Origin of the sequence: Aquimarina sp. ERC-38 (assembly GCF_026222555.1) — a bacterium.
Taxonomy (GTDB): domain Bacteria; phylum Bacteroidota; class Bacteroidia; order Flavobacteriales; family Flavobacteriaceae; genus Aquimarina.
In genome coordinates this window covers 944,369-959,099 of sequence record NZ_CP098511.1, presented here as the reverse complement: position 1 = coordinate 959,099, position 14,731 = coordinate 944,369, and the positions used below count along the sequence as shown (strand labels likewise).

At 35.6% G+C, this 14,731-nt stretch carries 10 protein-coding genes and 1 pseudogene; 5 read left to right on the top strand and 6 right to left on the bottom strand.

Features of this window, described 5'->3' with window-relative positions:
- Positions 1–3: 3 nt before the first annotated feature.
- Entirely contained in the window at positions 4–513 is a 510-nt protein-coding gene (locus tag NBT05_RS04105; protein ID WP_265772181.1) for an acyl-CoA thioesterase, read from the bottom strand.
- Between the two features lie 13 nt (positions 514–526).
- Positions 527–1,528, bottom strand: a complete 1,002-nt coding sequence (locus NBT05_RS04100) for an SPOR domain-containing protein (protein ID WP_265772180.1) — start codon at positions 1,526–1,528, stop codon at positions 527–529.
- A gap of 163 nt (positions 1,529–1,691) precedes the next feature.
- Here NBT05_RS04100 and dprA point away from each other — a divergent pair, with 163 nt between their 5' ends.
- Positions 1,692–2,795: a DNA-processing protein DprA gene (dprA, locus tag NBT05_RS04095; protein WP_265772179.1), complete on the top strand. Its 1,104-nt coding sequence runs from the start codon at positions 1,692–1,694 to the stop codon at positions 2,793–2,795.
- A 210-nt stretch (positions 2,796–3,005) separates the two neighbouring features.
- Here the strand turns inward: dprA and NBT05_RS04090 are convergent, their stop codons facing one another.
- The 3 genes from NBT05_RS04090 to NBT05_RS04080 form a co-directional block, all read right to left on the bottom strand.
- A complete protein-coding gene (locus NBT05_RS04090; RefSeq protein WP_265772177.1) occupies positions 3,006–4,109 on the bottom strand; it encodes a glycoside hydrolase family 3 N-terminal domain-containing protein in 1,104 nt (367 codons plus the stop codon).
- 277 nt (positions 4,110–4,386) lie between these two features.
- Positions 4,387–5,235 (bottom strand): sulfurtransferase, encoded by an 849-nt coding sequence (locus NBT05_RS04085; protein ID WP_265772176.1) that lies wholly within the window; start codon positions 5,233–5,235, stop codon positions 4,387–4,389.
- A gap of 2 nt (positions 5,236–5,237) precedes the next feature.
- Entirely contained in the window at positions 5,238–6,236 is a 999-nt protein-coding gene (locus NBT05_RS04080; protein WP_265772175.1) for an NAD(P)H-dependent glycerol-3-phosphate dehydrogenase, read from the bottom strand.
- Positions 6,237–7,009: 773 nt separating this feature from the next.
- On the opposite strand from NBT05_RS04080, the gene NBT05_RS04075 reads away from it, so the two are divergent.
- From NBT05_RS04075 to NBT05_RS04065, 3 genes are read left to right on the top strand one after another with little or no spacing between them, the layout of a single operon-like run.
- A complete protein-coding gene (locus tag NBT05_RS04075; RefSeq protein WP_265772174.1) occupies positions 7,010–7,546 on the top strand; it encodes a 3-hydroxyanthranilate 3,4-dioxygenase in 537 nt (178 codons plus the stop codon).
- A 15-nt stretch (positions 7,547–7,561) separates the two neighbouring features.
- A complete protein-coding gene (locus NBT05_RS04070; RefSeq protein WP_265772173.1) occupies positions 7,562–9,106 on the top strand; it encodes an aldehyde dehydrogenase family protein in 1,545 nt (514 codons plus the stop codon).
- Positions 9,107–9,161: 55 nt separating this feature from the next.
- The gene (locus NBT05_RS04065) at positions 9,162–9,542 is read left to right on the top strand and encodes a hypothetical protein (RefSeq protein ID WP_265772172.1); all 381 of its coding nucleotides are present in this window, start codon (positions 9,162–9,164) and stop codon (positions 9,540–9,542) included.
- An 88-nt stretch (positions 9,543–9,630) separates the two neighbouring features.
- Here NBT05_RS04065 and NBT05_RS04060 read toward each other — a convergent pair.
- Positions 9,631–10,611, bottom strand: a pseudogene (locus NBT05_RS04060) (IS30 family transposase).
- 378 nt (positions 10,612–10,989) lie between these two features.
- Between NBT05_RS04060 and NBT05_RS04055 the strand changes: the two are divergent.
- The gene (locus NBT05_RS04055; RefSeq protein WP_265772170.1) at positions 10,990–14,637 is read left to right on the top strand and encodes a T9SS type A sorting domain-containing protein; all 3,648 of its coding nucleotides are present in this window, start codon (positions 10,990–10,992) and stop codon (positions 14,635–14,637) included.
- Positions 14,638–14,731: the final 94 nt, after the last annotated feature.

Here is a 14,731-nt window from a genome sequence, read left to right as displayed (position 1 = left end):
ATACTAGACAAATAAAGCTTTTAGTTCCGTAGCTTCTGCAGCTTTTAATTTACCGGCAAGTACCAGGCTCAGTTGTTTTCGCCGTAAGGCAGCTTCATAGCGTTCAATTTCCAGGGGAGTTTCCGGTTGGATAGGTGGAATTGGTACCGGAGTACCTTGAGCATCTACAGCAACAAACGTATAAATAGCTTCATTGGATTTGGTTCGATCCCCGCTTTGACGGTCTTCAATCCAGACATCAATGACCACTTCCATAGAAGAAGTAAAAGCGCGGGATACCTTAGCTTCAATGGTAACCACACTTCCCAGCGGAATGGCTTTACTAAATGCAACATGATTTACGGATGCCGTTACCACTACTCTTCGAGAATGTCGACCTGCGGCAATACCACCGGCCCGGTCCATACGTGCTAACAATTCACCACCAAAAAGATTATTTAAAGAATTGGTTTCACCTGTGAGTACCAAATCAGTGAGTACCGTAAGTGATTCGGAAGGAGATTTGGCGTTCATAAAATAGAGGGGCTTAATTTTGAATGGAAGCAATAAGTAACCATGCTCTCCGATTTTCTGAATGCTTTATGTTTTTTAAAGCTTGCAAAGCTTCATAACGGGTAGCATAGCTATTATATACTACCTGATGTAAACCGTATTTATTTTTACCGATTAAACGGGCTTGATATCCATTAGCTTGTAAATGCTCTTTTCTATTAATCGCATTTTCTTTAATTCGAAACGCACCTGCCACAATATGATACTTATATCCGTAAACCGTTGAAGATTCGGTTGTTTTCTTTTCTTTAAGATTCGCAACCGCTAAATTGATAGCTGGTAGGGGATTACTTATTTCAAAAGTAGCCTCCTGAATCAAATGATCCATATCCTTTGCAACCTCTGTACGAGTCATAAAATTTGCGTCTGCTACCTGGCTGTTTCTCCATTGGATTCCGGTATAACTTAATAAACCGGTAATTCCAATGATAATAGCTGCCGTAGCTGCATATCGTGAGTAGTTTCGTTCTTTTCGTTTTTCTGGCGTAAAAGCAATTGGAGTTTTTTCTTCTAATACTTCTACTTGTTCTTTAAGCACTTCTCTTTCCGGAGCTTGAAGAATTACGGCCGGAGTAGTAATCGAAGATAACCCAAAAGCTTCCGGTAAAAAATTAGTTTGTGAGTCCGGTTTAAACTGTAATCTACCTTCTCCTGAAGTAAAGAAGGCACCTATATTTTTTAAATACACCTCTTGGTTGTATAAAGAGTTTTTTAGGTTAGTTACGTAAATTTCAATTTTGTCAACAGCTTCTTTAAAACTGCATTTTTCAACAGAAGCTATATAATTAGCTAACAAACCATCATTATGTTGCAGTTGCTCGTTAAAAGAAATTACTTTGGACGGTGGATAAAAATGTTGGCTATTTTCCTGGATAAAAGCAGGTTTTCTTTGTGATAAAAAAGCCCCGAAACCAGGAAGTATGACACAATCATATCGATATAAAAGATCTTTAAGATAAGCTGCCGTATGATTCATAAAAACGAGTTAAACCGTAAACATTTCAAAGATAGAAAAAACAAAAGGCTAACCTGTGTCTTCTTTTATTTTTTATGAACAGGTTTATGAATAAATTACTTGATTTACAAACTTTGTATAATTCAATTTTATATAGTTCTTTGTAGGTATAAGGGAAATAAAAATGAACCAAACAAAACTGCGATCACTTTTAATCTTAAAGAAGGCTCCTAACCTGGGTGATAGTTCTATTAAAAAATTAATAAACACCGTAGGTTCTGCTGAAGGAGTTCTTAAAGAAAAACCATCTCGGTTATTGAAAATCCACGGAATTGGCGCACATAAAATCAAAGACTTAGGCAATAAAGAAATTCAGATATTAGCCGATCAGGAAATCCGGTTTGTAGAAGATCATAATATTCAGTTTTCTATGTACGATGAACCTGGTTATCCGTCCAAATTAAAGCACTGTATAGACAGCCCGGTAGTTTTGTTTAGTCGTGGAAATATACAATTACAGGATCGTAAAATTATTAGTATCGTAGGGACACGTAAGGTGACCAGTCATGGGGTTCGGTTTTGTGAAGAATTTATTGAACAGCTCGCTCCGCTTAACCCGGTAATTGTTTCAGGATTTGCTTACGGAGTAGATATTACAGCGCATAAAGCAGCCATTCATTATAAGTTACAAACCGTAGCTTGTCTTGCCCACGGTTTGAATCAAATTTATCCTAAAACCCATAAAAAATACATGGAGGATGTTGAAAATAACGGTGGGTTTTTTACGGATTTTTGGAGTACGGATACCTTTGACCGGAAGAATTTCTTAGGAAGAAACCGGATCATAGCAGGGTTAAGCGAAGCTACCGTAGTTATTGAAAGCGCCGGAAAAGGAGGGTCACTGGTTACGGCTGATATTGCACATTCTTATCATAGGGAAGTATTTGCGGTTCCCGGAAGACCCACCGATACGTTGAGCAAAGGTTGTAATACCCTTATTAAAACTCAAAAAGCGCAAATGTTAACCAGTGCTGCAGACTTAATTTATATGTTAGGATGGGAGTTAAGTAAAAAGAAAGAGAAACCGGTTCAAAAACAATTATTTGTAGAATTAGAGGAAGAAGAGAAAATAGTATACAACTTTTTAAAAGAGAACGGAAAGGAATTATTAGATGTAATTGCCTTACAATGCAACATCCCAACTTTTAAAATAGCAGCGCTATTGCTTAATATGGAATTAAAAGGAGTGGTACGCCCGCTACCGGGTAAATTGTTTGAGGTTGTTTAAATCTTTATTTTTTAGTTCCTAAAGTGTTGTTATAACTCTATTTCTTAAAAGTGCTACTAACCAGATAGTTATTCATCATAAATTTTCGTTCTAATAATCTCAAAGAGCTAAATTAAGAGAGTTAAAGTTAGTCCTGTTTCCTGGCTCTAAAAGCGATAGCGATCCTGTTTCTTAGACATTCAAGAAATACATGTAACAATAGTACTAATTTCAAATGGAAACCACTCCAGCACAAACCTTCATTCTAAGCACCTTTTTTACGGATTGTTCTATCTGTTTCTTGTAATTTTTGTCAGTTTTTATTTCAGCTAAAATATCTTTGATAACCTGTTCTTCATTTTGAGGCATTAAAATCAAATCGCAACCTGCTTTAGAGGCTAGTAAAGGGGCATTGTCCAGGATAGTAACCGCTTTCATAATATTTAAAGCATCTGAAATGACTACGCCTTTAAAACCCATCTCCTTTTTTAATAAACCATTAATAATTTTTGGCGAACAGCTAGCGGGTAAATTATTTGTTCCGTACATCTCATTGTTTTGAATGGTGATATGAGCAACCATGATAGAAATAACACCGTCTTCAATAATTTTTTTATAGTTAGCTACTTCTTGTAAAGCGCCATCAATATAGACACTTTGTTTATGTGTATCCCCTTTTACCAGTCCATGTCCGGGAAAATGTTTTGCCGTAGCGATAATACCCCCTTCCTGGGTACATTGTATAAATTGATTTGCCAATTCAATCACTTTGTCTTTATCACTTCCATAGCTACGGGATTTAATAGCTTCATTTGAAGCACTTACATCTAATACCGGAGCATAGTTATGTTGGACTCCTATTTCTTTTAATTCATTATTAATGATAGCAACTACTTCGTCAGATTGTTCTTTTGTTTTAATATTTATAGTTTTACCTACATCTTTTGCTCCCTTAATCCGGCTGGCAAATAAACTGGGTTCTGCATCCATACTAAAAAGCAGGGGTAGTGTATTGTTCTTTTTTGAAATACTATTAAGAGTACCTATGCTCTCCGTATGCGTTTTTTTATCCCCTTTTAAAAATACTACTCCACCAATAGCATCTTTTTCCGCTAGCTTTTCAACCGTACTCATAGGTTTACCCAGTTCTCCCGCAGAAGTAATAATCATTTGTGCTATGCGTTGCTGGTCTGTTAATGAATTATAAATAGAATCCACTACATAATCCAGTTCGGCATCATATTTATAAAAATCCTGTAAATGAAATTGCTGCTGTGCACTACTACAGATAGTGTATAAACCAATGGAAATCAATAACAAACTTGATCTTAGCATATTTTTAATTTATTTCTATTTCTATTATAATTAAATAAGAAAAGGGATCATTTTGAACTTAACAATTTATTTTATACAAACTCGGTTCTAAAATGTCAGTTAGAGCGGAGTCAAAAACATTCTACCTCTAAAAGTATACTTTAATTATAGTCTATTCCAGACTAATTAAAAAACTTCTATCGACATTCTGTTCCTATTTTATATACTTAATTTAAAAACAAATTACGTTTTTAAAACTAAAATTGGGAACAAATCAAGAGTTCTTTTTTTGAAATTTTTAAGAGGTTGAAACAGGTAGATTTCGGGAAGCACCCCATTCACTCCAAGAGCCATCATATAAAAATAAGTCAGAATACCCGGCGATACTTGCAGCTAAAAGTACAATACAAGCAGTAATACCAGAACCACAGGTAAAAATTAGTTTTTTATTTTGTAGTTGTAAAGGTTTAAAAATGGTAATCAATTCTTCCTTAGGAAGCATCTCCCCATTTTGAACCAGTTGCGTGAAAGGAAGGTTAATGGAATTAGGAATATGCCCGCTTCGTAAAGTTTGACGGGGTTCTGGTGCTGTTCCATAAAACCTTCCGGAAGAACGGGCGTCAATAACAACATGGCTGTCATCATTTAAAGTTTGAAGGATTTCTTCTTTATTACAAACTTTAAATAGAGATTTGGGTATTTCAAAATTTTCTTCTAGGTTGATTTCTTGCTTTAAAGATTCTATTCCCATAGATTCGATAGGATATTGATGTTGGATCCAGGAAGGCATTCCGCCATTCAGAACATAGGTATTTTTAAACCCCAGGTTAGAAAATATCCACCATATTCTGGGACTGGCATACAGACCATATTGATCATAAATTACGATATTATCCGAAGGTTTGATGCCTAACATTCTAATTTTTTCCAGAAATTTCTTCTCAGGAAGTAAGGTATTGGGTAAATCGCTAGTAGTATCAGAAAAATCTCTTTTAATATCAATACTAATAGTTCCGGGGATCTGTTGGATTGCTATGGAATTAGGTATGGTAACTGCTTTTCTATCTAGTTTTGCTAGAATGACCTTTAGGTTGGCGTTGTCCAATCTTTCGTTTAACCATTGTGGGGATACCAATATATTTATCATAATTAATCCAATTGATCCGCTAATTTTTTAAATACCTTTTTCGGATTTTTATTTTTATATAAAATATTATGTACCGCATCGATAATAGGCGTTCGGGTATGCTCCGCAGCTTTCGTTTCGTAAGCGGTTTTTGCGGCAAAATAGCCTTCGGCAATCATATTCATTTCCATTTGGGCACTTTTTACCGTATAGCCTTTACCAATCATATTCCCAAACATCCGGTTTCGGGAAAAAATAGAATATCCCGTTACCAGTAAATCTCCTAAATAAGCGGAATCATTAATGTTCCGTTTCATTTTATGTATTTTTTTAATGAAACGTTTCATTTCGCGGATAGCGTTACTCATCAATACACTTTGAAAATTATCCCCGTATCCCAAACCATGGGCAATTCCGGCAGCAACCGAATAAATGTTTTTAAGCACCGCCGCATATTCGGTTCCTATAATATCATCACTGGTTTTACACTTAATATAATCACTACGCAAGTGCTTTGCCATCATTTCGGCTTTAGCTTCATCATCAGAAGCTATGGTTAAATAAGATAAGCGTTCTAGGGCAACTTCTTCAGCATGGCAAGGGCCTGTAATCACACCGATATGATCAAAAGGAATATTATAAACCTCATGAAAATGCTCTCCAACAATTTTTCCGGTTTCTGGGATAATCCCTTTAATGGCAGAGAAAATCACTTTATCTTTTAAAGAGGTAGTTAGTTTTTCTAATTCGGTATATAAAAACGCCGAAGGAATGGCAAAAATCAAGTAATCTGATCGTTCTACTGCTTCGTTGATATTATTAGTTAATAGTAGTTGTTCGTTTTTAAATTCTACTGAACTCAAATAATTGGGGTTATGATCTTGTTTTTTAATATGTTCCAAAGCATATACACTGCGCATATACCATCCTACTTCTTCCAAGTTTTCAGTTAACATTTTGACAATTGCCGTAGCCCAACTACCACCACCAAATACGGAAAAAGTAATTTTTTTATCTTTCATACAATAGGTAATTCACCAAATGTAACTAAAATGATTTTGCTACTAAAAAATGACTTTTTAATGTTTTGTTATAAAGAGAGGATATTCCTAAAGTAAAACAATGCACATCAACTATTTACTAGTGAAACTAAAAGAAAATTTAACTTTTGATTATCATTATAGTAGGCAATGAATAGGGATTTTCATACGTTATTTTAGTAACATAAAGAAAGCATGATATTCTTGTAATTGAAAGTAATTAGCACTTTTTAAATATAGAATTGTATCAATATAAAGACTTTTTGGTTGGTTATTTAGTTAGAAATCGCTCTACAACGAAAGTTGCTCGAGCGATTTCTTTTTAATGAGACCCACAATGCTACAAGTTGCGAAGCAACGCAGAAGAATTGGCAGGTCGAATTAATCCCGTCTGCCTTAGGCAAAATCCAGCAAATTTTGGTACGAAAGGGTAATCTATGATTCATTTAGTTGCGAGCAACACAAGATTCAGAATGTAGAATTATGAATTGACTATAAGCTAAGCCTTCAGCATTTAAAAATTATCAAACAATATTATGAGAGATCAGATTCAACTTAACAACTAAATAACCTAATAACTTAATGACAAGTAACAGATGACACTTTTCGCTTCTGGCTATTTAACTAAATAACCCAATAACAAGTAACAGATAACAAATAAACTAACAACTATTAACCAACAAAAAAATCTTAAGATTCCCTTTTGTATAAAATAGTATCAGATTTATTACTTTTAAAACTTTAAAATAGCAATAATGTCAATTCAAAAACCTTTTAATCTACAACGGTGGATTAAAGAAAACCGGGATACGCTAAAACCCCCGGTTGGGAATAAAAATCTATACAAAGATGCAGGGGACTATATTGTAATGATTGTAGCAGGACCAAACGCCAGAAAAGACTACCATTATAATGAAACCGAAGAATTGTTCTACCAATTAGAAGGAGAAATAGAAGTACATATCCAAGAAGATGGAAAGAAAAGAACCATGACATTATCAGAAGGAGATATGTACCTGCATCCGGCCAAGGTTCCGCATTCACCGGTACGACATAAAAATTCGATTGGATTGGTTATTGAACGGAAACGTACGAAATTACCTGGTAAAGATGGTTTGTTATGGTACTGCGATCAATGCAATCATAAATTATATGAAGTTTATTTTCCATTAGAAAATATCGAAAAAGATTTTTTAAAACATTTTCAACACTTTTATAACAGCGAAGAGTTGCGAACCTGTACTAATTGCGGACATGTCATGGAAACTGACAAGCGTTTTGTTGCAAACTAAGATTCATATAAACTTATGGCATTTACACAAATGATTAAAGACACTTTAGCAACTTTACAGATTCAACCGGAAAATAAAGGAACCTCAACCGGAATGGCTTGGTTAGGTAACGGCAATCATATAGCATCCTATTCTCCGGTAGACGGAAATGCTATTGCAAAGGTAACTACCACCACTGCCGAAGAATATACACAGGTAATACAGAAAGCAAAAGAAGCCTTTGTACATTGGCGAATGGTGCCAGCACCACAAAGAGGAGAAATAGTCCGGCAATTCGGAGAAGCACTAAGGAAACAAAAGCAAGCCTTGGGTACCTTAGTGTCTTATGAAATGGGTAAGTCTTTACAAGAAGGTTTGGGGGAAGTACAGGAAATGATTGATATCTGTGATTTTGCGGTAGGTTTATCCCGACAATTACATGGATTTACCATGCATTCCGAGCGACCAATGCATCGTATGTACGAACAGTACCATCCGTTGGGTATTGTAGGGATCATTTCGGCTTTTAACTTTCCGGTAGCGGTTTGGGCCTGGAATACAGCGTTAGCCTGGGTTTGTGGGAATGTTTGTATCTGGAAACCTAGCGAAAAAACACCCTTATGTGCGGTTGCTTGCCAACATATTATTGCAAATGTTTTAAAAGAAAATAATCTACCTGAAGGGATTTCGTGCTTAATAAATGGAGACTACCAGGTTGGAGAAATGCTAACTAAGGATGATCAAATTCCGCTAATTTCAGTAACTGGCTCTACCCGAATGGGAAAAATCGTAGCAGCTACCGTGGGAAAACGCTTAGGAAAATCTCTATTAGAATTGGGGGGCAATAATGCCATTATTGTTACTCCGGATGCCGATATTAGAATGACCATCATGGGTGCTGTCTTTGGCGCAGTAGGTACGGCAGGACAACGTTGTACGTCTACCAGAAGATTGATTATACATGAAGAAATTTATGAGGAAGTAAAGAACTCCTTACTTAAAGCCTATCAACAATTAAAAATTGGTAATCCGCTAGATGAAAGAAACCATGTGGGTCCATTAATTGATAAAGAGGCCGTAGCTACCTATCAGAAAGCTTTGGAAAAAGTAAAGAAAGTAGGAGGTACCATTTTAATCGAAGGTGAAGTGTTAACAGGAGAAGACTATAAAAGCGGATGTTATGTACGCCCGGTTATTATTGAAGCTGATAATAGCTTTGACATTGTTCAACACGAAACCTTTGCTCCTATTTTATACCTACTGAGGTATGACGGAGAAGTTCAAAATGCAATTGCTATCCAGAACAATGTAAAACAAGGCTTGTCTTCGGCAATTATGACCACTAATTTAAGGGAAGCAGAATTGTTTTTATCGCAGCAAGGCTCTGATTGTGGCATTGCTAATGTAAATATAGGAACATCCGGAGCAGAGATTGGGGGTGCCTTCGGTGGTGAAAAAGATACCGGGGGAGGACGGGAATCAGGTTCAGATGCCTGGAAGGTTTATATGAGAAGGCAAACCAATACCATTAATTATTCTATAGAACTCCCTTTAGCCCAGGGAATAACTTTTGATTTATAGTACAGACGCAACGTTTATCTATTTTTTACATCTTATAAAAAAGTAAGAAGATTAAATGATGAAACTTTTATATATCATAACCGGGTTATTATTACTTGTCTCGTGTAGTGAAAGCACCAGAGATGTGGAAGATCCTGTTTTTTGTACTGAAGAATTACGTCCCGGATTGGAAGTTGTGGTTAAAAATATTGAAACAGACTCTATTATTAAGAATGGTATTTCGGTAAATGCCATTGATAGTACAGGCTCAGAACTGTTGGAATTTATTGAAAGTGCTTACTTTGGTGCATTTGAAAAAGAAGGAACTTATACCTTAGAAATAACCGGAGCTGATTTCGAACCTTTCTCTTCAGAAACCCCAATTATTGTGGAAAGTGATATTTGCCATGTAATAACTGAAGTACGAGAAGTTTTTTTAGTGCCGGTTGGGGAGTAGGGTTTGTCTTTAAGTTATTTTCATTCAACTTTGTTTGATGTATAGAATCTAACTGTTTTTTGGGTTATTAATATTTAGATACCTACATTCAAGTTATAAATGCGACAGTTTGCGTTTTGTTGATAAAAGTTGCGTATACCTCATTGGGTGTTTTATACCCGAACCTTTTCCTAGGCCTATTGTTTAAAATGTTTTCTACTTTCTCTACCGCTTCCTTAGTTATCTCTGCAAAGCTACTACCTTTTGGGAAATATTACCTTATCAGCCCGTTGAGGTTTTCATTGGCACCCCTTTGTCAGCTATGGTAGGGTTTTGCAAAGTAAAAATTAATATCAAGCTCCTCTGCTATTTCCTGATGGTTTGCAAACTCCTTCCCGTTGTCACTGGTAATAGTTTTAATGAAGGGCTTCCAATCTTCCAGTAGTTCTTCCGTTTTCACCTGGACTTCTCGGGCTGATTTGTTTTCTATATGCCCCATCCTTAGCATCCCTGTAGCCCTATCGTTTATAGTGACAAGGGCACCTCTATGGTCTTTACCTATCACCAGGTCAATCTCAAGGTCACCTATCCTTTCTTTTTTGTCTACTACCCGGGGGCGTTCTGTTATGTCCCTTCTATTAGGGATGCACCCCCTACCTGCTTGCTTACCGCCCCTTTTCTGGTACTTCCTTCCCTGGTTACGCAAACAAAGGTATGCTTTCCCGCCTGCTTTCTTATCTTGCCATATAAACTGGTAGATACGCTCATGCGATACACAAGGAGTTCCTTCTAACATAGCCCTTCCTTTGATCTGTTCCGGGCTAAGGTGGTCTTCAAGCCCATCGCAAACAAGCTTCTCCATGGAAGGGGTAAAAACCTTATGCTTTGTTTTATCCTTATGGCGTTTTTGGGCTTTTCTTTGGGCTAGCTCAGCATTGTACTTCCCACTTCGGTGATCAGCATTGCGTCCTACTTCCCTATATATAGTAGAGCGATCCCGACCCAACTGTTCTGCTATTTCCTTTTTAGGGGTTTTAAGTTCTAAAAGCGCTGATATTTTGTACCTTTCCTCCAGCGTTAAATGTTCCATATTCTTTAAGTTTTCCAACCCAAAGGTATGAGATTTTTAGCCGCCCCCACCATAGTTTTAGCCCTAGGGCTAAAACTATGGTGGGGGCTTTTTATCAACAGATAAACTGTTGCATTTATATGTTGAATCTAAGATGAAAAGGTGAGAACTTATAATTATTTAAAAGAAACATAGACTTACTTCTACATTTAATTAATTCAATACATATTTCTACTTGTTATTATCTTCTTTAATTGAATGATTAGCATTAAATTCATCAATAATTAATAATCTAATAAAGAAAGATACTGATTTTTCGCAAACTAATGTTAGTTTATCAACATATTGTTTGAATATTTCCTTTATCTTAGTTTCAGATTATTAACATTATTATTATTTATGCAAATCAATACACTTACGTCAAAACGTAGGGTGTTAGGTTGTGTATTATCAGCTCTAGGTTTTACTACAGCTATAATGGCACAAACTACTCCTCCTCAGCAAGGTCCGGTATTAAAAGGACATCAACTGTACAAAATGTCAAAAATTTATGACTCCGAATCTGGTGCCATTGAAAAGAAACCACAAAAGGTGGCTGACCGTGCCATAGATCGTTTAGAGCACGAATTTAATATGGTTAAAAACCCATATACAAACCAAATTCCGGAAAACATTAAGAATTTAGAAAGAAATTTTTCCGAAAATATTGAAGAAGGTACAGATTTTAAAACCAAGTCCAAATTAAAAAATGGTGATTATTCTTATTTTAAAAGTAGAGGTCCATTTAACGTTGGGGGCAGAACCCGTGCTTTGGCAATTGATGTAAATGATGAGAATATTATTTTGGCTGGTGGGGTATCCGGTGGTTTATGGAGATCCGAAAATAGTGGAGTGACCTGGAGTAAGGTCTCAAATGTTGAAGGCGATTCTCAAAGTATTACTTATATTATCCAAGATACTACATCACTAGATAATAAAACTTGGTATTATGGATCAGGTGAGTTTTTTGGGAATTCTGCAAGTGCATCTTCCAGCGCTCCTTATCAGGGGAATGGTGTTTACAAATCTATTGATGGTGGTTTAAGTTGGAAAATCTTAGATGCAACAAATGATAATAGTGTGGTTGATACTAACACAGATTTTGATTTAATATCACGTCTTGCTATTAACCCTATTAATAGTGACTTATATGTATCTACAACAACAGGAATTCAAAAATCATCTGATAAAGGTTTGACCTTCGATAAGGTCTTAGATACTGGAGATGACAATAGCTGGACAGATGTAGTAAGTTCTCCTTCCGGAAAACTTTATGCTACAGTAGAGTTTTCAGCTCCTTCGAATAAGGGTTTCTTTACATCAGCTGACGGAGAGACATGGACTAATATTACTCCGGAAGGATTAGAAAGTTTTGGACGGGTTAAGATTGAGATAGATCCAAATAATGAAAATACAGTTTATTTTTTTGCAAGAAATACTTTAGCCGATGCTTATTTATTTAGATACAATGTAGTGGATAGTTCTTATACAGACCTAACAGCAAACATTCCTAGAACTATTGGCGCGCCTGTAGGGAATTTAAATTTACAATTTGGATATAATATGGTTTGTGAAGTAAAACCCGGGGATCCTAATTTTATTATTTTGGGAGGAACTAATTTATATCGATCTACTACGGGTTATACTACACCTGCTGGTCAGGAAAGTTGGATCGCTGGATATTCACCTGTAAATGATATTTCTACTTATACTAATCAACATCCGGATCAACATATGTTAATATATTACCCATCTAACCCAGATAAAGTTTTATCCGGAAATGATGGAGGAGTATATATAACTGAAGATATTACTACTGCCAATAGTGGTGTGGAACCCGTATCCTGGATTGATTTAAATAATGGCTATTTAACAACACAACCTTATCACGTTTCTTTTGATCCAAGTGCAAATAGTGATGATTTAATTGCTGGTTTTCAGGATAATAGTACCTGGTATACAAATTCAACAAACTCAACTGCTAATTGGGTGGATTTATTTTCAGGAGATGGTTCTTACAGTGCAATTGCTGATGGAGGGTTAACGAGATATGTTTCTTCACAGAGAGGTAGAATATTTCGATTTAATTATGATGAAAACGGAATACAAACTGCTTTTACAAGAATTCAACCAGAAGGTGCAGGTAGTCTAAGTTTTGTAGCTCCTTTTATTCTAGATAAGAATAACGATAATATAATGTATTTACCGAATGGGAATACAATTTGGAGAAATAACAATTTAGATGAGGTGCCTTTATTTTCTAATTCTTTAGCCACTGAACAATGGTCTATTATAACCTCTTCAGTAGTAGCCTCTGGAAACATTGTTTCATTAGACGTTTCAAAATATCCAGTGGCAAATCGATTATATTATGGTACAAGTACTGGCTTAGTGTATCGTATGGATAATGCCAATTTGGATAATCAACCTGCCATAGATATAAGCACAGGTAAAGGTTTACCTGCTGGTAATGTAAATGATATCAATGTAGATCCATCTAATCCGGATAGGGTTATTATTACTTTCTCTAATTATGGAATACCTAGTTTATTTTTTACGAAAGATGGAGGAGAAACCTGGACAGATATTAGTGGTAACTTAGAAGAAAACCCAGATGGAACGGGTAATGGCCCTTCCGTACGGAGTACTGCCTTTTTTGGCAGTGATACGGGAGTCCTATCATCTTTAGTAGATGAAGTATTTGCAGCAACAAGTACCGGGGTGTATTATACTTTAAAGATTGATGGAGCAAATACAAAATGGTATCGAGAGCCTTTTGTTACTAATGGAACAGTAGCAGATGAAATCGTAACTCGTAAAGATGGTTTTATTGCTGTAGCTACTCATGGAAACGGTGTATTTAGCGCAAAATTACCAATTATTGGAAGAGAATTTCCAGAATCCAATTTAAGTGTAATTAATACGTTAGATGATATTACTGCATTTGTTGATGAAGATCCGGATTCTATTAAAGTTAATATCAATAACTTATTTTTACAATCACAGGGATTACCAATAGAGATAGAAATTACAAATACTAATTCTGACTTCGTGACTGTTAATAGAAAAAATGATAGTCTGGTAATTTCATATCTTCCAAATAATAAAGGTTCTGCAACAATTGGTCTTATCGCTACCTCTAATGGAGAACAGGTTTCTACTGGATTTACCCTTAGAGTTCTAGAGGTACCGATTTACGAACAAAATGATATTTCAATTTCTACCTTACCGTCACAATTCTTTACAGATTTTGATGGTTTAGTTCAGGCAGCTGATGATTTCACAATTCCAGAAGGTTATAATTGGGAGATCGAAGGTTTATTAGCGTTTGGCTCCGGAAGAAACGGACCACCGTTAAATGATGTTAGGGTAATTATTTATGAAGATGACGAAGGAGTTCCAGGCAATGAAATTTTTGATAGCGAAGTGGTAACACCTGTATCTGAACGATTTAATCCTAATATTGAAGTGACATTTGACAATAAAATAAAGTTGAATAGTGGAGATTATTGGATATCCATTTATGCAATACTACCTTTTAGACCTAATATACAACAATGGTCTTGGGAAACACAGGATGCAGGAATAGGAAGGGAATCTCATATTAGAGATGAGAATGATATATTTGGAGCAGGCGCAATTAATTGGACAGTAGCTTCGTTAGCTTTCGGAAGACCTGGTCCTTTAGACCAAAAGTTTCAGATTTTTGGAAACATTGAAGAAGGGGGTGTTTTATCAGTAGACACACCATTAGTCACTATCAATAATAGTATTAGAGTTTCACCTAATCCTTCAAATGGAATATTTACATTTTCTTTTGCAGATTCCTTGACTAAAAAGAATAGTACTAACACTTCTTTAGAGGTATATAATATTTTAGGTACTAAAGTATATTATAAAGATAATATTACAACCACTACAGATTTCATATGGGATGCTTCTGATATGACTACCGGGTTATATTTAGCTAAAATCGGTGGAAAAATATTTAGGGTATTGAAGAAGTAGAAAATAACGTTTAGGTTTTATCTAAACTTTATTTTAAAACACCATTTACAACTCGTAAATGGTGTTTTGCTTTTTAGATTGAGAGTGTAAACTG

Coding starts and splice junctions, on each gene's coding strand:
- NBT05_RS04100 (WP_265772180.1), bottom strand. CDS start 1,528: ATGAATCATACGGCAGCTTATCTTAAAGATCTTTTATATCGATATGAT.
- NBT05_RS04070 (WP_265772173.1), top strand. CDS start 7,562: ATGGCATTTACACAAATGATTAAAGACACTTTAGCAACTTTACAGATT.
- dprA (WP_265772179.1), top strand. CDS start 1,692: ATGAACCAAACAAAACTGCGATCACTTTTAATCTTAAAGAAGGCTCCT.
- NBT05_RS04105 (WP_265772181.1), bottom strand. CDS start 513: ATGAACGCCAAATCTCCTTCCGAATCACTTACGGTACTCACTGATTTG.
- NBT05_RS04065 (WP_265772172.1), top strand. CDS start 9,162: ATGATGAAACTTTTATATATCATAACCGGGTTATTATTACTTGTCTCG.
- NBT05_RS04085 (WP_265772176.1), bottom strand. CDS start 5,235: ATGATAAATATATTGGTATCCCCACAATGGTTAAACGAAAGATTGGAC.
- NBT05_RS04080 (WP_265772175.1), bottom strand. CDS start 6,236: ATGAAAGATAAAAAAATTACTTTTTCCGTATTTGGTGGTGGTAGTTGG.
- NBT05_RS04075 (WP_265772174.1), top strand. CDS start 7,010: ATGTCAATTCAAAAACCTTTTAATCTACAACGGTGGATTAAAGAAAAC.
- NBT05_RS04090 (WP_265772177.1), bottom strand. CDS start 4,109: ATGCTAAGATCAAGTTTGTTATTGATTTCCATTGGTTTATACACTATC.
- NBT05_RS04055 (WP_265772170.1), top strand. CDS start 10,990: ATGCAAATCAATACACTTACGTCAAAACGTAGGGTGTTAGGTTGTGTA.